The 18,080-nt window shown below is 64.3% G+C and carries 20 protein-coding genes; 13 read left to right on the forward strand and 7 right to left on the reverse strand.

Translation table 11 applies throughout. The features are described from left to right. Positions 1 to 13: 13 nt before the first annotated feature. Both G405_RS0111820 and G405_RS0111825 read right to left on the reverse strand, forming a co-directional pair. Entirely contained in the window at positions 14 to 619 is a 606-nt protein-coding gene (locus G405_RS0111820) for a cytochrome b (RefSeq protein WP_022701738.1), read from the reverse strand. Between the two features lie 3 nt (positions 620 to 622). Beyond that, entirely contained in the window at positions 623 to 1,237 is a 615-nt protein-coding gene (locus G405_RS0111825; RefSeq protein WP_022701739.1) for a YceI family protein, read from the reverse strand. A 142-nt stretch (positions 1,238 to 1,379) separates the two neighbouring features. Between G405_RS0111825 and G405_RS0111830 the strand changes: the two genes are divergently transcribed. Next, positions 1,380 to 3,164 carry an acyl-CoA dehydrogenase gene (locus G405_RS0111830; RefSeq protein ID WP_022701740.1) on the forward strand — a complete coding sequence of 595 codons (1,785 nt, stop codon included), beginning with the start codon at positions 1,380 to 1,382 and terminating at the stop codon, positions 3,162 to 3,164. Positions 3,165 to 3,167: 3 nt separating this feature from the next. Here the strand turns inward: G405_RS0111830 and G405_RS15935 are convergent, their stop codons facing one another. Continuing rightward, positions 3,168 to 3,545: a DUF4870 family protein gene (locus G405_RS15935; RefSeq protein ID WP_022701741.1), complete on the reverse strand. Its 378-nt coding sequence runs from the start codon at positions 3,543 to 3,545 to the stop codon at positions 3,168 to 3,170. A gap of 217 nt (positions 3,546 to 3,762) precedes the next feature. Here G405_RS15935 and G405_RS0111840 point away from each other — a divergent pair, with 217 nt between their 5' ends. From G405_RS0111840 to G405_RS0111885, 9 genes are all read left to right on the forward strand, one after another. After that, complete coding sequence (locus tag G405_RS0111840) at positions 3,763 to 4,116, forward strand: YbjQ family protein (protein ID WP_022701742.1); 354 nt, start codon at positions 3,763 to 3,765, stop codon at positions 4,114 to 4,116. Beyond that, on the forward strand, positions 4,113 to 4,868 hold the full coding sequence (lepB, locus tag G405_RS0111845) for a signal peptidase I (protein ID WP_022701743.1): 756 nt from the start codon (positions 4,113 to 4,115) through the stop codon (positions 4,866 to 4,868). Before G405_RS0111840 ends, lepB begins: the two co-directional genes overlap by 4 nt. A gap of 91 nt (positions 4,869 to 4,959) precedes the next feature. Beyond that, complete coding sequence (locus G405_RS0111850) at positions 4,960 to 5,832, forward strand: SDR family oxidoreductase (protein WP_022701744.1); 873 nt, start codon at positions 4,960 to 4,962, stop codon at positions 5,830 to 5,832. 216 nt (positions 5,833 to 6,048) lie between these two features. After that, positions 6,049 to 6,741 carry a histidine phosphatase family protein gene (locus G405_RS0111860; RefSeq protein ID WP_022701746.1) on the forward strand — a complete coding sequence of 231 codons (693 nt, stop codon included), beginning with the start codon at positions 6,049 to 6,051 and terminating at the stop codon, positions 6,739 to 6,741. Positions 6,742 to 6,816: 75 nt separating this feature from the next. Continuing rightward, entirely contained in the window at positions 6,817 to 7,065 is a 249-nt protein-coding gene (locus G405_RS0111865; RefSeq protein ID WP_022701747.1) for an exodeoxyribonuclease VII small subunit, read from the forward strand. Positions 7,066 to 7,069: 4 nt separating this feature from the next. After that, positions 7,070 to 7,426, forward strand: coding sequence for a tRNA-binding protein (locus tag G405_RS0111870; RefSeq protein WP_022701748.1), 357 nt, complete (start codon positions 7,070 to 7,072; stop codon positions 7,424 to 7,426). After that, positions 7,423 to 8,313, forward strand: a complete 891-nt coding sequence (locus G405_RS0111875) for a polyprenyl synthetase family protein (RefSeq protein ID WP_022701749.1) — start codon at positions 7,423 to 7,425, stop codon at positions 8,311 to 8,313. The genes G405_RS0111870 and G405_RS0111875 overlap by 4 nt, the downstream gene beginning before the upstream one ends. Before the next feature lie 36 nt (positions 8,314 to 8,349). Next, positions 8,350 to 10,257 (forward strand): 1-deoxy-D-xylulose-5-phosphate synthase, encoded by a 1,908-nt coding sequence (gene dxs / locus G405_RS0111880; RefSeq protein ID WP_022701750.1) that lies wholly within the window; start codon positions 8,350 to 8,352, stop codon positions 10,255 to 10,257. A gap of 103 nt (positions 10,258 to 10,360) precedes the next feature. Beyond that, a complete protein-coding gene (locus G405_RS0111885; protein WP_022701751.1) occupies positions 10,361 to 11,485 on the forward strand; it encodes an Acg family FMN-binding oxidoreductase in 1,125 nt (374 codons plus the stop codon). Here the strand turns inward: G405_RS0111885 and G405_RS15940 are convergent. Both G405_RS15940 and G405_RS15945 read right to left on the reverse strand, forming a co-directional pair. Beyond that, positions 11,482 to 12,870, reverse strand: a complete 1,389-nt coding sequence (locus G405_RS15940) for a S41 family peptidase (protein WP_022701752.1) — start codon at positions 12,868 to 12,870, stop codon at positions 11,482 to 11,484. The two genes, G405_RS0111885 and G405_RS15940, sit on opposite strands and share 4 nt — an antisense overlap. Before the next feature lie 61 nt (positions 12,871 to 12,931). Further along, positions 12,932 to 13,519: a TetR/AcrR family transcriptional regulator gene (locus G405_RS15945; RefSeq protein WP_156861493.1), complete on the reverse strand. Its 588-nt coding sequence runs from the start codon at positions 13,517 to 13,519 to the stop codon at positions 12,932 to 12,934. 101 nt (positions 13,520 to 13,620) lie between these two features. Between G405_RS15945 and G405_RS0111900 the strand changes: the two genes are divergently transcribed. Further along, positions 13,621 to 14,358: a TlyA family RNA methyltransferase gene (locus G405_RS0111900; protein WP_022701754.1), complete on the forward strand. Its 738-nt coding sequence runs from the start codon at positions 13,621 to 13,623 to the stop codon at positions 14,356 to 14,358. Here the strand turns inward: G405_RS0111900 and G405_RS17215 are convergent. Both G405_RS17215 and G405_RS17110 read right to left on the reverse strand, forming a co-directional pair. Further along, a complete protein-coding gene (locus tag G405_RS17215; protein ID WP_022701755.1) occupies positions 14,352 to 15,185 on the reverse strand; it encodes a hypothetical protein in 834 nt (277 codons plus the stop codon). The genes G405_RS0111900 and G405_RS17215 overlap by 7 nt on opposite strands. Before the next feature lie 286 nt (positions 15,186 to 15,471). After that, the gene (locus tag G405_RS17110) at positions 15,472 to 16,062 is read right to left on the reverse strand and encodes a hypothetical protein (protein WP_199285742.1); all 591 of its coding nucleotides are present in this window, start codon (positions 16,060 to 16,062) and stop codon (positions 15,472 to 15,474) included. Between G405_RS17110 and G405_RS17115 the strand changes: the two genes are divergently transcribed. Together G405_RS17115 and G405_RS0111915 are read left to right on the forward strand one after the other, a co-directional pair. Next, a complete protein-coding gene (locus G405_RS17115) occupies positions 16,042 to 16,644 on the forward strand; it encodes a hypothetical protein (protein ID WP_199285743.1) in 603 nt (200 codons plus the stop codon). The genes G405_RS17110 and G405_RS17115 overlap by 21 nt on opposite strands. Positions 16,645 to 16,751: 107 nt before the next feature. After that, entirely contained in the window at positions 16,752 to 18,023 is a 1,272-nt protein-coding gene (locus G405_RS0111915) for a class I SAM-dependent RNA methyltransferase (RefSeq protein WP_051143388.1), read from the forward strand. Positions 18,024 to 18,080: the final 57 nt, after the last annotated feature.

Genomic DNA, 18,080 nt, shown 5'->3' on the forward strand with positions numbered 1-18,080 from the left:
GAACTGGAAAGGGTCAGTCGCGACCCGTCTGCGGCGGAATGTTCAGCCCCGGAATCATGCGGGTCAGGACGCCGTCCCGGTCCAGGATGTGGTGCTTCAGCGCGGCGCCCGCGTGCAGCGCCAGCAGGATCAGGATCGCCCAGCCAGAGGCGCCATGGACCGACCCGGCCAGCGAGGCGAAGCTTTCGGTTTGCGGCACCGGCAAATGGGGCAGCAGCAAACCGTCCAGATTGAAAAGCTTGGAGGGGAAGCTTGAGGCCGACGCCGTGATCCAGCCCATGATCGGCGCGCCGAGCATGACGCCGTAAAAGGCGATATGAGTGAACTGCGCGGCGAAACGCTCCCAGGGTTTCATGCCTTCGGGCAGGGGCGGCGCTTTATGGGTCAAGCGCCAGGCCAGCCGCGCCAGCGACAGAACGAGAATGATCAGACCCGCCGTCTTGTGCCAGTTATAGACGGCCTGGGTCAGCGTCAGCGAGCCCGTACCGTCGAGCAAGGCGTGGCGGAGATCTTCCATCCACCAGCCCACAAACACCATGGACACCAGCATGGCCGCGATCACCCAGTGCAGGATGATGGCGACAGTCGTATAGCGATGCGATGTGGTGGTGGCGGACATGGCTTAGTCTCCTCGGTCGCGAAGGAATTCCGCTTCGATACGGATGACCACTGTATCGCCGATCAGGTTTCCGGGAAGCCGTCCGACCCCGAATTCAGTGCGGTTAATTGTCATATCCGCGCCAAACCCCAAGGCCTGACGGGCTTCGAGGGGGTTGAAGACGCCGCCGTAAAACTGTGTTTCCAGAACGGCTGGCTGTGTGACCCCTTTCAGGGTCAGCTGACCGTGGATCAGGCCGGTGTCCGGGCCGGTCACCTCTATCCGCTCAGACCGAAAGACGATCTGCGGATGGGCGTCGCAGTCAAACCAGCTGGCGCCGCACAGGGTCTGGTCAAAGTCAGGATCGCCCGTGGAGAGGGAGGCCGTCTCGATAATGGCGGTCAGTCGGGCGTCTTCCGGGCTGTCGGCGTCAAAGCTGAGCTGCGCCTCGATGGCGTCGAACCGCCCCGTATACCAGGACAGGCCCATATGCCGGATGCGCCAGAGCGTGCTGGCGTGGGCTGGATCCAGCCGCCACTCGCCGGGCGGCAAACGCGCCGGCTCCAGCGTGGGCGCCGAGACGCAGGCGCTGAGTAGAGTTGCGATCAGCGTGAGGGTGAGCGTGCGCAGCACTGTCATAAGCCGGTCTCCTCTGCCTGTGAGACTAGGTTGGAAAGAGCTGTGATGCGAGCGCTCTGATCAAATCCCATCCGGGCGACTCCCGCTTTGCAGCAAACGCGCTATGTTCGGACCAAATGATCCTGCTGGAAGGGAAGTCACCATGAGCTACCGCGCCCCGGTTCGCGATATCCGCTTCGCCCTGGAAGAAATCGCTGCGCTGGACAGCGTAAAGGCGACGGGAGTGTTTCCCGAATTCTCCTCCGACCTGACGCCCGCCATCCTTGATGAGGCGGCCAAGCTCGCCAATGACGTGCTGGCGCCGCTCAACTGGACCGGCGACCAGCAGGGCTGCACCCTGAAAGACGGCGCCGTGACCACGCCGGACGGGTTCAAGAACGCTTATGCGCAATATGTTGAGGGCGGCTGGCAAGGCCTGCAGTTTTCAACCGATATGGGCGGCATGGGCCTGCCCAAGGCGCTGGGCTGCGCGCTGATGGAGATGCTGCAATCGTCCAACATGGCGTTCGGCCTGGGGCCGATGCTGTCGTTCGGCGCCATTGAATCCCTGATCGCCGTGGGCACCGATGAACAGCGCGAACTCTATCTGGGCAAGATCATGTCTGGCGAATGGACCGCCACCATGAACCTGACCGAGCCGGGCGCCGGGTCGGATGTGGGCGCGCTGCGCACCAAGGCCGAGCCGAATGGCGACGGCTCCTGGGCGATTTCGGGCCAGAAGATCTATATCACCTGGGGCGAACACGATTGCGCTGACAACATCATCCATCTGGTGCTGGCGCGCACGCCGGACGGGGCGGCAGGAACCAAGGGCATTTCCTTGTTCATCGTGCCGAAATTCATTCCCGATGCGAACGGCGAACCGGGCGAGCGCAACACGCTTCAGGCCATCGGGCTTGAGCACAAGATGGGCATTCACGGCTCGCCTACCTGCACCATGGAATATGACGGCGCCAAAGGCTGGCTCTTGGGTGACGAGTTCAAGGGCATGGCCGCGATGTTCATCATGATGAACTCGGCGCGTCTGAATGTGGGCGTGCAGGGCGTCGGCATCGCCGAGCGCGCCTATCAGCAAGCGCTCGCCTACGCGCAGGACCGCAAGCAGGGCCGCGCCATCAATATGGACGATCATGGCCCGCACGAGATCATTCATCATCCCGATGTGCGCCGCACGCTGGCGGTGATGAAGGCTAAAATCGAGGCGGGCCGCGCCATTTGCTATCACGCTGCGGTCGAAGCCGATCTGGGCGAGCATATGGATGACGCGGATGAGAAGGCCTGGTCCAAGCGCCGCGAAGACCTGATGATCCCGATCGCCAAGGCCTGGTGCACCGATATGGGCGTGGACGTGGCGTCCATGGGCGTTCAGGTGCATGGCGGCATGGGCTTCATTGAAGAAACCGGCGCCGCCCAGCATTTGCGCGATGCGCGCATCGCGCCGATCTATGAAGGCACCAACGGCATTCAGGCGATCGACCTTGTGGGCCGCAAGCTGGCGCGCGATGGCGGGACAGCCATGGCCGAACTGATCGAGGATGTGCGCCAGACCGTCGAGGATTGCATCACCAGTTCGAACCCGGACTTGCCGGTCTTGGCCGAAGCCCTGAAACCGGCCTGCGACGCACTGGAAGACGCCACCAAATGGATGCTGGACGCCAGCGACGCTGACCGCCTCGCCGGCGCCACGGCCTATCTCAAACTGGCGGGCGACGTGACCGGCGGCTGGCTGCTCTGCGTGGGCGCCGTCGCGGCGCAGCGCAAACTCAAGGAAGCCGATGGCGAGGAGAGCTACGCTCAGGCGCGCATCGCCATCGCCAACATCTTCGCCCAGACCGCGCTGGCCGGCGCGGCGGGCCTCTTGGGTGAGATCAAGCTGGGCTATGATCCGGTGTTCGGTCCGGGCGAAGCGGTGCTGGCCAGCGCCTAGGCGCTAGACCCAGAACCCGGTCGGGTCAGAGTGCGGACGTCCGTCCACAAGACGGATCATCCCCACCACCGACCGGATCACCAGCCAGATATTGGCGATCAGCAGGATCAGCATGCCGATCAGGAAGACCCAGGTCAGCAAGCCGACCACCACCATGGCCAGCCAGTACCAGAAGGTCCGGATCTGAAACTGGAAATGGTTTTTCACCAGCGGGTCGGCGTTATCCTTGCGCACATAGGCGAGAATGGCGGCGATCAGCACGGTCAGACCGTTGCCGATCCCCACAAGCAGCAAGGCGTAGTTGATCACCGCCAGGATGCGGTCCCCGTTCTGATCGCGCGCGCTGGTCGGGGCGTCACCCTGGGTGTCGGTGGGGGCCATGTCTTTACTCCGCAAACTGTCTGCTGCTCATTCTGTGACCTTTATAACTCAGCTCAGTCACTCCTGCTGCGTCAAGTGAAGAGCCTGTCACTCGCTGCCTTGTCAGGCGCCAATAAGCATTGTGAACTGACCGGTGCGAGTTAATCTTTAACTTTCTCTGTGTGATTGTGGCGCGAGCAATTTGCTGGGTTAACAGGTTTGTTTTGAAGGGCTTTCCATGAGCAACACCCCTGAACATCCCGCGACGCGCGCCCCCGTGCTTGTGACCATGGCCGACGATATTCCCGGCCATGAAGTCGAAGCCGTCATCGGGATTGCGCGCGGCAGCGTGGTTCGCGCACGTTTTTTTGGACGTGATTTTGTGGCCGGATTGCGCAATCTGGTCGGGGGCGAAGTCAGCGAGTACACCAAGCTGATGGCCGAGGCGCGGGAACAAGCGCTGGGCCGGTTGGTCAGCCATGCCGAAGAAATGGGAGCGGATGCGGTCGTCACCTTCCGTTTTTCCACTGCTGCGGTCATGGAAGGCACAGCGGAAGTGCTCGCCTATGGAACGGCGGTAAAGCTGAAATGAATGAAAAAGTACGCCGTTTCGGCGGCAAGGCGGTTGCGGAAGTGGGTGAGACAATCCGCTTCCTTGGGGGCGTTGTGGCGGTCTGGTTCGTGCTGGTCACGTTCGTGTTCGCCGCCTTCCACATTCCGTCAGAAAGTATGCAGCCCGCCATTCAGGTGGGAGACCGCGTTCTGGTGTCGAAATTCGCGTACGGGTATTCGCGTCATTCCTTGCCGCTGGGGCTTGGCTATGTGCTGCCGGGCAACTGGTCGGGGCGCCTGTTCGGCTCCACCCCCAAACGTGGCGATGTGGTCGTGGTCCGTGATCCCGCTCAGGGCATCAATCTGATCAAACGCGTCATCGGCCTGCCCGGTGATCGGATCGAGATGCGCGCAGGTCGCCTTTACATCAATGACGAGCTGGTGCCGCGCGATCCTGAAGGCGTGGTTCAATATCGCGACCGGGCGGGCGCGGCCGTTGAGGCCGCCGTCTATCTGGAGACCCTGCCAGGCGGCAATGTGCATGAGATTTACGAGCGCGCCGACAATGCGGCGCTCGACAATGTCGGGCCGTTCAACGTGCCGGAGAACCATCTGTTCTTGATGGGCGACAACCGCGACGCCTCGCTGGACAGCCGCGCCTCGCGCGGGATCGGTTATGTGCATCGCGATCTTGTGGTGGGCAAGGCCTGGACGGTGCTGTTCACCTTCGCCTCCTGCCGCCGCGAGGAAGGCATGACCTGTCCGGGCTGGCGCGTCTGGCGGCCGATCTAGACTCTTGGTCTCAGACACTGTCTCAAAGGCCCTGTCCTTTCGAGCATAACGCTGTTATTCTCCCGCTCCATCCAGGAGCGGGAGAATTTTTATGAGCTTGAAGGGAAAGACCCTTTTCATCACAGGCGCCAGCCGCGGCATTGGTCAGGCGATTGCTGAGCGTTGCGCACGCGACGGCGCGAATATCGTCATCGCCGCCAAGACCGACCAACCCCATCCCAAGCTGGCGGGCACGATCTACACCGCCGCTGAAGCGGTTGAGAAAGCGGGCGGCAAGGCGCTGCCGCTGGTGTGCGACATCCGCGACGAGGCGAGCGTGGACGCCGCCGTCGCCAAGGCGGTCGAGACGTTTGGCGGCATCGACATCGTGGTCAACAACGCCTCCGCCATTTTCCCGATGCCCACCAAGGACACGCCGATCAAGCGCTGGGATCTGATGCATCAGGTGAATGCGCGCGGCACCTTTCTGGTGACCCAGAAATGCTTGCCCTACCTCGAAAAGTCCGAAAACCCGCACATTCTGGCGCTGTCCCCGCCGCTCGACATGCGCGAGCAATGGTTCGCCCCGCACGTGGCCTACACCTCGGCCAAATACGGCATGAGCCTGTGCATTCTGGGCTGGGCGGGCGAGTTCAAGGGCAAGATCGCCGCGAACGCCATCTGGCCGCGCACCGCCGTCGCCACCGCCGCTATCGCCAATGTGCTGGCGGGTGAAGAGGCGTTCAAGAATTGCCGCAAGCCCGACATCCTGGCCGAGACCGCCTATCGCGTGCTCACCAAGCCGGCGTCCGAGTTCACCGGCAATTTCCTGATCGATGACAGCTTCCTGGTCAGCGAAGGCGTCACCGATCTTGATCAGTTCGCCGTCGACCCGTCACAGGAGCTGCTGCCGGACTTCTTCGTGCCCGAGGAGCCCAAAGCCCCTGAAGGCGTCAAGATCATGAGCATTGATCCCAGCCATTAGGCCAAACAAGCCCCGGCGATGAGCATCGCCGGGGCGGCGCCTGTCCTCGCCCGAATCATTTATGGCAGCATGTCTGAAGCGCTGCGCCACGGCCGGGCCTTCAATTGATCGCAGGCGCAGTCCTGCAACGCCGCATCGGCCTGTTAGCACACGCGCGCGTCTTCCCGGCTTGTCTCTGTGGGGGAGGGCGGGTACCACTCCCCTCACGCTTGACTCATGGGAGCTGACGCTCGCACGACGGGGGGCGTGGAGCTGGCGTCATCGGGCCTGGGCGAGGCAGGGATGGCGGCGCGTATTCATCAAGATCGCTCAAGACCGTTCATGACCAAAGCCGACAGCCCGGCCCAGCCGGGTCCCATCATTATCGCACGCCATGGCGAGCCTGACGCTGACCGTCGGGCGCGTATGGACTGGCGCGGCTATGTGGACTGGTGGGCGGCTTATGATCGCGCCGGATTGAAACCCGGCCAGAGCGCGCCGGACAGTCTTGTTGAACAGGCCGCGATGGCCAAAACGCTCTATTCCTCCACGCTGCCGCGCGCCATCGAAACAGCCCGCGCGGCTGTGGGCGACCGGCCAATCGAGCATGACGCCCTGTTTGTGGAAGCGCCCTTGCCGCCGCCGCCTTTGCCTTTGAAACTGCAGGCGCGGACCTGGGGTGTTTATGCACGGTGTTCATGGTGGCTGGGCTTTTCACGCGACGGTGAGAGCCGGGCCCAGGCCGAAGTGCGCGCGGCGGCCGCCGCGGAAAAGCTGGTTGAAGCCTCTCAGGACGGCGCCGTGGCGCTATTCGCGCATGGCTGGTTCAATCGCATGCTGCGCCCCCAACTCAAGGCTCAGGGCTGGACCTGCGTGCGCGATGGCGGTGACGGATACTGGTCCTGGCGCCGCTATGAGCTGAAACGCTAGCGCATTGGCGGCTTGATCCGGCGCGATCTTTCGCGATTGTGGGAGCGTGACCTCCCCGATGAGAAGGCAGTAGCGATGACTGACGCCCCCACCGCCGAAATCGCCCAGATGAGCTTTGAGACCGCGCTCAGAGAGCTCGAGACCATTGTGGCGCAGCTTGAGCGCGGCGAGGTGGAGCTGGAAAAATCCATCGCCATGTACGAGCGCGGCGCCGCGCTGAAGGCGCATTGCGAAGCGCGCCTGAAAGAAGCCCAGCTCAAGGTCGAAAAGATCGTGGTGGACGCTGACGGCGCGATCTCCGCCGAGCCGGCGGGTCTGGACTGATCCCATGAGCGCAGGCCCCGCACAGCCCGACATCGCGCCCGAGGACTTTTTCAGGACGGATATCCGACTGGGCACGATCGTGCGCGCCGAGCCGTTTCCTGAAGCGCGCAAGCCCGCGATCAAGCTGTGGGTCGATTTTGGTCCGGAGATCGGCGAGCGCAAAAGCTCCGCCCAGATCACCGACCATTACACGCCCGAGACGCTGGTGGGCCGCCGTGTGCTGGGGGTGGTGAATTTCCCGCCGCGCCAGATCGGCCCTGTTCGCTCTGAAGTGCTGGTGCTGGGCGTACCCGATGCCGACGGCTCGATCCTGCTTCTGAACGCAGACGGCGACGCGCCGAACGGAGCGCGGGTGTCATGAGCGCATTCTCTGACCATCTGACCGAGACCGCGGACCGGGTGACGGTGGCGCTCGACGCGCTGCTTGAGCGTCCGGACGGGCCGGAGCAACGCGTCATTTCCGCCATGCGCTATGCGGCCCTGGGACCGGGCAAGCGCTTGCGCCCCTTCTTGCTGATCGAGACGGGCAATCTGGTGGGCGGCGATGAGCGGGCCTTGCTGCGTGCCGCCTGCGCGGTGGAATGCGTGCACGCCTATTCGCTGATCCATGATGATCTGCCGTGCATGGATGATGATGACCTGCGTCGCGGACGGCCGACTGTGCATCGCGAATATGACGAGGCGACCGCCGTTCTGGCGGGCGACGCCTTGCAAAGCCAGGCCTATGAACTGCTGGCGGACCCTGAAACCCATGAGCATGCCGCCGTGCGCGCCGAGCTGGTGATGCGGCTGGCGAAAGCCGCCGGGCCGCGCGGCATGGTGGGCGGTCAGATGATCGACATGGCGGTCGAGGCGGGCGAGGAAACCGATATCGGGATCATCACCCGGTGCCAGCGGATGAAGACCGGCGCCCTGATCAGTTTCTGCGCCGAGGCGGGCGCCCTGATCGGTCATGCGGATCGAGCGCACCGGCTTGCGCTAGAAGGCTTCGCGCATGACCTGGGATTATGTTACCAGATCGTCGATGACCTTCTGGACGCCGAAGGGGATGAAAGCCTGACGGGCAAACGCACCGGCAAGGACGCCGGTCAAGGAAAAGCCAATTTCGTCTCCATACTGGGCGTCGCGGACGCCCGGGACCGGGCGGCGCGGCTGGCCGATCAGGCCAAGGCCCATCTCGATCCGTTCGGCAAGGATGCTGATATGCTGCGTGAGCTGATGGATTATGTGTTGGCCCGGCAGTCCTGACGCCTAGCTTAGAAGAAGACAATAAGGACACGGCGCATGCCTGACACTCCGCATCTCGACCAGATCGAGTCTCCCGATGATCTTAAAAACCGCAACCTCGACTTTCTCAAGGCCGTGGCGGACGAATTGCGGGCTGAGACGATTGATGCGGTATCTGTGACCGGCGGGCATCTGGGCGCGGGGCTCGGCGTGGTCGAAATGACGGTCGCCTTGCACCATGTGTTTGATACGCCCAGCGACATTCTGATCTGGGATGTGGGCCATCAATGCTATCCGCACAAAATCCTGACCGGACGCCGCGACCGCATCCGCACCCTGCGTCAGGGCGGCGGCCTGTCAGGCTTCACCAAGCGGTCTGAAAGCGAATACGACCCGTTCGGCGCCGCGCACGCCTCGACCTCGATCTCGGCGGGCTTGGGCTTCGCCGTGGGGCGCGACCTCAAGCATGAAGAAGGCCGCAAGGTCATCGCGGTGATCGGCGACGGCTCCATGTCCGCAGGGATGGCCTATGAGGCCATGAACAATGCCGGGGACATGAACAAGGACCTCATCGTCATCCTCAATGACAATGACATGTCCATCGCCCCGCCCGTAGGCGCGATGAGCCATTATTTCGCGCGCCAGGTCAGCTCGAAAAGCTACAACTCCATCCGCAAGCTGGGCAAAGGCGTCGCTGAAGCGCTGGGCGTGAAGGAGCATGCGCGCCGGGCTGAAGAGTATCTGCGCGGCATGGCCATGGGCGGCACCCTGTTTGAGGAAATGGGCTTTCGCTATGTGGGTCCGATCGATGGCCATGACATGGACCAGCTGGTCGCCGTGCTGCGCAACGTGCGCGATGCGGGCGAAGGCCCCATCCTGATCCATGCGGTGACCCAGAAAGGCAAGGGCTACGCCCCTGCCGAGGCCGCCGACGACAAGTATCACGGCGTCGCCAAGTTCAATGTGATCACCGGCGAGCAGCAGAAATCCAAGCCCGCCGCTCCGAGCTATACGGGCGTTTTCGCCAATGCGCTGATCCAGCTGGCCGAATCCGACGACAAGATTTGCGCCGTCACCGGCGCGATGCCCGGCGGGACGGGCGTGGACAAATTCGCCGCGCGCTTCCCCGATCGGGCGTTTGACGTCGGAATCGCCGAGCAGCACGCTGTCACGTTTGCAGCCGGCCTCGCCGCTGAAGGGCTCAAGCCGTACGCCGCGATTTATTCGACCTTCCTGCAACGCGGCTATGATCAGGTCGTCCACGATGTGGCGATCCAGTCGCTGCCGGTGCGCTTCGCCATCGACCGGGCCGGGCTTGTGGGCGCGGACGGCGCCACCCATGCCGGCTCCTTTGATGTGGGGTATATGGGCGCCTTGCCGGGCATGGTGGTGATGGCCGCCGCCGACGAAGCTGAACTGGCGCGCATGGTCGCCACCGCCAATGAAATCGACGACCGCCCGAGCGCCTTCCGCTATCCGCGCGGCGAGGGTCTGGGCGTTGAAATTCCCAAGGAACTGATCCCGCTGGAGATCGGCAAGGGCCGCATCGTGCGCGAAGGCTCCGGCGTCGCCATCCTGTCCTTCGGCGCGCGTCTGGGCGAAGTGCTCAAAAGCGCGGAAGAGCTGGCGGCCTATGGCCTTCATCCGACCGTAGCGGACGCCCGCTTCGCCAAGCCGCTCGATCATGATCTGATCCGTGAGCTGGCGCGCGAGCACGAAGTGCTGATCACCATTGAAGAGGGCGCTGTGGGCGGTTTCGGCGCGTTTGTGCTGCACTTCCTGGCCGAAGACGGCGCGCTCGACGCCGGGCTGAAAATCCGCACCATGACCTTGCCCGACGTGTTCCAGGATCAGGACAGCCCCTACGCCATGTACGAGACGGCAGGGCTGAACGCCAAGCACATCACCGCGAAAGTGCTGGACGCGCTGGGCCGCCAGGCTGACGCCGCGGCGGCTTTGGCCTGAGGTCTTTCCGGCCGGGCCATAGCGTCGCAGCGCCTGGCTTTTGCGTTGACGCGACCTGCCATGATGATCGACCCTTTGCCTGTGAAGACGGGAGGGTGGTTGCATGCGGACCGGTCTTTCAGGCTCAACTCGCACGATCACGCGTCGGCAGAGCTTTGCAGCGGGCGCATTGGTGCTGGGCGGCGCAGCGACGGCCTGTTCGTCCGGCGATGAGGGCTATGACGCGCTTGCTGAAGCCCTGAGCGCCCCGGCGGAGCCCGTCACGGCGCCTTTTCCTCGCTCGCACCAGCAGCTGGTGCGATACGCCAGTCTGGCGGCGAGCGGGCACAACACCCAGCCTTGGCGCTTTACGGTGTCTGATCCTGTGATCGAGCTGTCGCCGGATTTTTCACGCCGTACGCCGGTCGTGGACCCCGATGATCATCACCTGTTCGCCTCGCTGGGCTGCGCGGCGGAAAATCTCAGCCTTGCTGCGCGCGCATCGGGTCTGGGAGGCGAAGTCGACATGGAGGGCGAGAGGCTGTCTGTGGCGCTGGCCTCCGGCGCCGCTGAAGCCTCGCCCCGGTTTGACGTCATCCCGCAGCGCCAGTGCACGCGGTTGGAGTATGCCGGCTCGGCGCTGAGCGCTGAGGAGCGCGCCCGGCTGATCGCAGCGGTCGAGCAAGGCGGTCAGGTGTCCGCGACCGTTTTTGACGGCGCCGCGGACAAGACGCGGCTGACGGAGCTGATCATCCAAGGCAATAGCGCCCAGATCGCAGACCCTGCCTTTGTGAGGGAGTTGCGCGACTGGATCCGCTTTAACGAGGCGGAGGCGGCGCGTTTGCGCGATGGCTTGTTCGCGGCGTCCTCTGGCAATCCGCAATTGCCCGGCTGGCTGGGGCGGCGCCTGTTTGGTCTGGTGTTCACCGCAGACGCCGAGAACGCCAAGATCGCCCGCCAGATCGAGAGCAGCGGCGGTTTGATCGCCCTGATGGCGGAGGAGAACTCGCCGCGCGGCTGGATGGAGGCCGGGCGCGCCGCTCAACGCCTGCAGTTGGAAGCCACAGTGCTGGGTCTCAAGACCGCCTATCTCAACCAGCCCGTGGAAGTGGCGTCCTTGCGCCCTGAACTGGCCGCCCTGATGGGCGCGCCGGGGCGGCGCCCCAACCTGCTGCTGCGCGTCGGCAGAGGCCCCGCGGCGCCGCGCTCGCTGCGGCGTTCGGTCGAGGCGGTGATCGAGCCGGCTTAACCGCCCTCGATCATCCCGACCACGCGCTCGATCGCAGCTCTATGGCCGGCGACGGGGGCGGCCTCGGGATAGATGTCGACCATGATGGCGGGCGGAAGGCCGCGGCCTTCAAATACGGCGCCTGACCCGTCTTCAAACACTTCGTTGGACAGTTCCAGATACCAGCCATTGGGCAAGGGTTTGGCGAGCGGCGTGCTGAACGCGCCGCGCGTAACGCCGCCCACCTGAATCACATTGGGCAGCTGACGTAGCATCATCGTGGTGATCTCCCCGCCCGACACCGTCACATCGCTGGTCATCACATAGACCGGGCCCGTAAAGCGCACGCCGTCATGGGGCGTGATCTCATAGTCTTCCGTCGCCTCGGGCGCGCCGGGCACGCTGACGCGATAGCCGAGAAACGCCTCATCAGTGAAGCGGGCCGCAATGGCGCGGGTGACGGCGTCATAGCCGCCGCGATTGTTGGACAGGTCCAGAATGATCGCCTGATGGTCCGCAAACCGGGTGAGGGCGTCATCAAGAATGTCAGAGAGCGCGGCAAGCTCGGCCTGTGACCATTCAAGGCTTCCCGGCGTGTGCTCAGTGGTGAAGCCGCCCATGGTGAAGATCTGGATGTAGCCGATCGGCGCGCCGCTTTCGGGCGTGATCTCGCCCACGATCACCCGGTCGGCGATCAGCTCGGCGCCGGGGTCGAGCACGTCGTTGAAGAGCTGATCGACAAGACCATTGAGCCAAGCGCCTTCGCCCATGCCGTTCCGGATCATCGGCAAGGTGGCTCCAAGGCCTGCCTGGGCGCGGCGCGGTTCACCGTCCACCATCCCGATCAGCTTGGTGTGGGAATCGCCCAGCGGGTCCAGAAGGCCTGCCAGCACAGCCAACAGCGCCGCTTCGCCCATGCCGTCCTGCACATGAGGATGAGCCGCCGCGATTTGTGCATCCCAGTCCACGCCGCGCGCATCAAAGAAGCTGTAATGCCGGGCCATCACGCTGGCGAAAACATCAAAGATTGCGGTTTCCGTGGTCAGGTCTTCTGCGCCGCAAGACGGAGGCAGGGCGTCCAGCCGCTCAAAAGAAGCCGAGGCGTCGCCCGGCAGGTAATTGAGGCGGATGGACTGGCCGTCGCGCGACGGACGGAACAGCTGGTATTCCACCTGGCCCATCATCGGCGTGCTCTCATCGGGCGCCGGGCTGGCGTAACAGCCTGCTGGGGTGTCCTGCCAGCGGGTGATCCCGGTCGCGTTGATGTCGAGGATCCAGCCCTTTTCCCGACTGTACCAGACGCCCTCCGCGCGGCCATCGAGCGCTCCGTCTTCCGCAAAGATGGGGTGGGCGCCCTGGGCGCTGCTCAGAAGCGCGACAGCAAGACTGATCAAAAGAAACATCATGGGAGCCTCAAAAAATGACCGCGGTCAGCTTTTGAGGCGGTCGTCGTCCTTTGTCAAGCGATCAGGCGGCCGCCAGCGACAGAAGGGTGCTGATACGCTCGTCCAGCGCGGCCCCAAGGTCAAAGCTCTCACCAGTGTTCAACCATTGGCGGATCACGCCTGTCAGGGCAGAGACATAGAGGGCGGACAGGGCTTCGGCATCAATCCCGGAGCGGATCTCGCCCCGCGCTTGGGCGGCTTTGATCAGGGTGCTGGCCTGGGTCTGGACCCGAAGGTCGATCTCACGCTCACTGCGCTGGATGTCGTCTGACTGCGGCGCGTAGGCATGCTTGGCGCGCCAGAGCACGGGTTCGGACCGGGCGAAGGTCACAGCGTTTTGCGCCATGATCAGAAAGGACTGAAGCAGCGGCTGGTCCTGGCGGGACCCCGATTTGAGGTCGGCGTTCTGCATCGCGTCTTCATACCAGGCGGCCAGCACATGCGCCTTGGTGGGAAAGTGATTGAAGAACGTGCCCTTGGCGACGCCCGCCGCCTTGCAGATGGCGGCGACGGAGGCGTCTTCATAGCCTGCTTCGCGGAACTGGGTCAGCGCCGCGTCATAGAGCGCCTGACGCACCCGGGCTTTCTTTGTGTCTCGTAATCCGGTCATCCCATAGATATGCCGCAAATCATGACTGCGGTCATCCAGTCTGCTGATTTGGGTTTTGCGCCGCACTTGGATAAAACCAGCCGCCTGATCATGAGGGTTTCATGCGCGCAGACAAATTTCTGGTCGAGCACGGCTATTTCGACACCCGCGCCAAGGCGCAGGCGGCGATTGCGGCGGGCAAGGTGATCGTCAACGGCGAAGCGCTTCGCAAAGCCTCCCAGACCGTGCCTGCTGGCGCCGAGGTGCAGGCGGAGGCCGCCCATCCCTATGTCAGCCGGGCGGCGCTGAAACTGGTGGAAGGGCTGGATGTGTTCGGCGTCGATCCGGCGGGGCGGGTCTGTCTGGATGTGGGCGCCAGCACGGGCGGTTTCACCCAGGTGTTGCTCGAGCGCGGCGCCCGGCACGTCATCGCGGTGGATGTGGGCCGCGACCAGCTGGATGCGGCGCTGAAAGGCGATCCCCGCGTGCTGAGCCTTGAAGCGACCGACGCCCGCACGCTGACGCTCGATTCGATCGGCGGCGTGGCGCCGGACCTCGTGGTCTGTGACGCCAGCTTCATCAGCCTTGAGAAAGTGCTCGCCCGTCCGCTGGAGTTGGCGGCGCCGAAGGCGGAATTGATCGCGCTGTTCAAACCCCAGTTCGAGGTCGGCCCCAAGCATGTGGGCAAGGGCGGCGTCGTGAAGGATGAGGCGGCGGTGGATCGCGCCAAAGAAAACGCCCGCGCCTTTTTGGCGCGGGCGAGTGTCCCGGTCGAGCGGGAGACTGGCAGTCCTATCCGGGGAGGAGACGGGAACTGCGAATATCTGTTCTACGGCGCCAAGGCCGTCTCGGATCAGTAGGTCGAGGCCGGGCGCCAGACGCCGTCCGCGCCCTGGCACATCCAGGTCACAGAACCATTGCTTGAGCCCATATTGCGGCAGGCGCCGCCCGGCTGGGCGTTGGATGGAGCGCCGGAGCTGGCGGTATAGCTGCGCGCCTGAGGGGCAGGCTGGGATTGCGGCTGGTAGGGCTGATCGAGATAGGGCTGGGCCGGCTCGTCATAGCCATAGCTTTCTCCGCCCAGAAGCTCGCCTTGCGATGCGGAGGAGCTACGATAGGTGCGCTGGTCATAGCCCTGATCGTAACCCTGATCATAGCCGCCCTGATAGCCGTTATTCTGATAGCCGCCGTTCTGATAGCCTTGATCGGGATAGGCGTAACCGCCCTGATCATAGCCGCCGCCATAGCCGGCGTTGCGCAGATGCTCGCACCCATTGCCGCGGCCGGAAATGGCTGCGCCGGCGAGGGCGCCCAGACCGGCGCCGGCCAGAACCGCGCCGTCATTGCCGTCTTCCTTGTAGCCGCGTCCACGGTCATAGCGGTCGCCGCGACGATAGCCGCGCCCGTAATAATCGCGATGACGGTCCCGGCCGCGATAATTGCGCTCGCGGTCCCGGTCCTGTCGATCATCATGCACTTCAGCGCCGATCACCGCGCCAAGAACGCCGCCGATCACAGCGCCCGCCACTTGGCGGTTACGCTGGGAGGCCACGCAGGCCTCATAGCTTTGCGGGGCCGAGGAGGCTGAATTGTTGCGATAGGTCTGCGCCTGGGCGCCAGTGGCGGCCAGCGGCAGAAGCAGGGCGGCGCCCGTCAGGGCGGAGACTGCAAAACGCGAACGGATCATGAGGAAACCCTCCAAGTCTGACGCCGCAGCGCCGGTTTGTTACGTTGCCAACACCCTACACGCTCCGCCATGAGCGCTAGATGAACGGGCATGGTTTATTGTTTCTGAAGGGAAAAGCAGACGCCGGATGACAAAACGGGCCCGCCATAAAGCCATGGCGGGCCCGTTCCTGTCCCCGGATCCCGTCCCCACAGGATCCAGGCGTCCCGACCCGGTTAGAGCGACCGGTCGAAACAGCATTCAGGCGCGAGAGAGTGTGCGCCTGAACGCGAAATCATAAGCGCGGTTACTGGCGGCGCGCCACCTCCCACCGGCCATAGTTGTCCTGACACATGCGGACACGATCGTATGAGACCTGACCGTTGGGCAGGAAGATTTCCGCATCCCCCCAGCGGCACTGACGCGGACCCCAGCTATGGTAATCGCCGGCGCGGACCACGCCGCGGACGCCCGAATACGGGTTGGCCCAGTAATAGGGCTGGTCGGTGGTGAAGGCGGAATGCAGGCCGTAGCGATACTGGCCGCGGTCGCAATCATTGAGCGATGCGCCGAGACCCGCCCCGATCAGACCGCCCGCAAGATAGGCGCCGCCATCGCCGTCACCCAGCGCGCCGCCGAACAGCGCGCCGATCAGGGCGCCCGCGATCAGGGCGTCGCCATCGGTGCGGCAGAACTGGTCGGTATAATAGAACTGGTGGCTGTTATAATGGCGATAGCGGTCATGATAGCGCCAGTTGCGGCCATAGGACGGGCGGTGATTGACCGAATAGTGCACGACCCGGCGCGGCGGCGGGCTATAGCGGTTATGGCCCCGGCGGTCATGATTGTAATAGCGGCGCTGGTCGCGACGATAATCATGTCGCGCATCGCGGCGCACGTCCCGGCGATACTCCCGGCGCGCCTCACGCCGCACATCCCGGCGGTATTCGCGTCGGGCTTCACGACGGGCGTCTTGACGAATTTCCCGCCGGACTTCGCGGCGGTGTTCCCGGCGATCCTCACGCCGCGCCTCGCGACGGTGTTCCCGACGATCTTCGCGCCGCGCCTCACGGCGGTCCTCACGACGACCTTCGCGGCGGGCGTCTCTACGGTCTTCGCGCCGGGCTTCACGCCGCGCTTCGCGACGTTCGCCGCGTTGATCGCCTCGCGCCTCCCGGCGGCGCTCCTGACGCCCTTCTTCGCGATTGCCGCCCCGACCGCCACGCGCATCACGTCGCTGTTCGCGTCGGTCGCCACGGGCTTCGCGTCGCCGTTCCTGTCGATCAGCGCGGCGTTCCTGGCGTTCTTGTTCAAAACTGGTGATCGCGGCGTCCGCGGCATAGGCGGAGGGCGCGAGAAGCAGGCCCGGCGCCACGATGGCGGTCGACAACAGGCATGTAGCGGCGAGGGTTTTCAGGCGCATGAGCTGGGCCCTTTCCTGTGCTGCGGCGGGAATCCCCGCTTGGTAAACAAACCTTAAAAAATCCAAGCTGAGCGGGACATGAACAGTATTGTCAGAAAAGGGGCGGGCGCTTGTCTTGCTCTGCGCGCTTGACCGCGCAGCCTGCGCCCGGCATTGGCAAGGCTATGAACAGACGTCGCACCACCGCCCCCAAACCCGTCCATGTTGAAACCCTGATCGCGGAGAGCCTCGGCGCGCGCGGAGACGCCGTCATGGACGGCCCTGTCTTCACCCCCGGATTGCTGCCCGGCGAGGCGGCGAAAGTGGAGGTTCAGGGCCAGCGCGGCCGCGTGCTCGAACGCCTGACGCACAGCCCGGACCGGGTCGAGCCTTTCTGTCCGGTGGCCGAACGCTGCGGGGGCTGCTCGCTGCAGCACTTTGAAGAGAGCGCCTATCGCAGCTGGAAACGCCATCTTGTGGTGGATGCCCTCCATAAAGCCGACGTTCAGGCTGAAGTGCGTACGCTGGTGGACGCCCATGGCGAAGGCCGCCGCCGTCTGACGCTGCATACGCAACGCTTCGGCGCCAAGCTGGTGGTGGGTTTCGCCGAGCGCGCGGGCGACAAGATCGCTGACATTACGGATTGCCCCGTGGCGACGCCCGGCCTGCGCGCCTCGATCCCCGGCCTGCGCAAACTCGCCGAAGTGGCGACGCCCAAAAAGGGCCGGATCGACATCCACGCGCTTGATTGCCAGCCCGGCCTCGACATCTCGGTGCATGGCGTCAAGGAAATCAGCCTCAATCTGCGCGAAGCGGGTGCTGAGCTTGCGGGCAAGTATAACTGGACCCGCGTCACCATTGGCGATGATCCGCTGATCGAGTTTGCAGCGCCGGTCGTCAAGTTCGGCGACACCAAGGTCACGCCATCCCCTGGCGGTTTCCTGCAAGCCACCGCCGAGGGCGAGGCCGTGCTGGCGGGACTGGTGGATGAAGCGGTGAACAGCCTTGAGGGCAAAGGCCCGTTCAAGGCGGCGGACCTGTTCGCCGGCGCCGGCGCCTTCGCCCTGCGTCTGGCGCGGACAATGCCGGTGCTGGCGGTTGAGGGCGATAGCGGCCTTCTGCGCGCTCTGCAACGCGCCGCCCAGCGCACGCCGGGGCTGAAGCCCGTGGATGCGCGGGTGCGCGATCTGGCGTTGGAGCCGATCACCCCCAAAGAACTCGAAGGCTTTTCGCTGGTGGTCATGGATCCGCCGCGTGCGGGCGCCAAGGCCCAGGCCGAGCGTCTGTCAGACAGTCAGGTTCCCGTGATCGTCTCGATCAGCTGCAATCCTTCAACCTTCGCCCGCGACGCAGCGATCCTGATCGAGGGCGGCTACCGGATGGGCCCCGTCACCCCGGTCGACCAATTCAAATGGACCGGCCATGTGGAATCCGTGGCGGTGTTTAGGCGTAGATGAGCTGAATTCCCGGGCGAGCATCGCGAAGACCCGGGACCTCGGTCCGCGAGAAGCGCC

The sequence above is a fragment of the Oceanicaulis alexandrii DSM 11625 genome (genome assembly GCF_000420265.1).
In the GTDB taxonomy this organism is placed as follows: Bacteria; Pseudomonadota; Alphaproteobacteria; order Caulobacterales; family Maricaulaceae; genus Oceanicaulis; species Oceanicaulis alexandrii.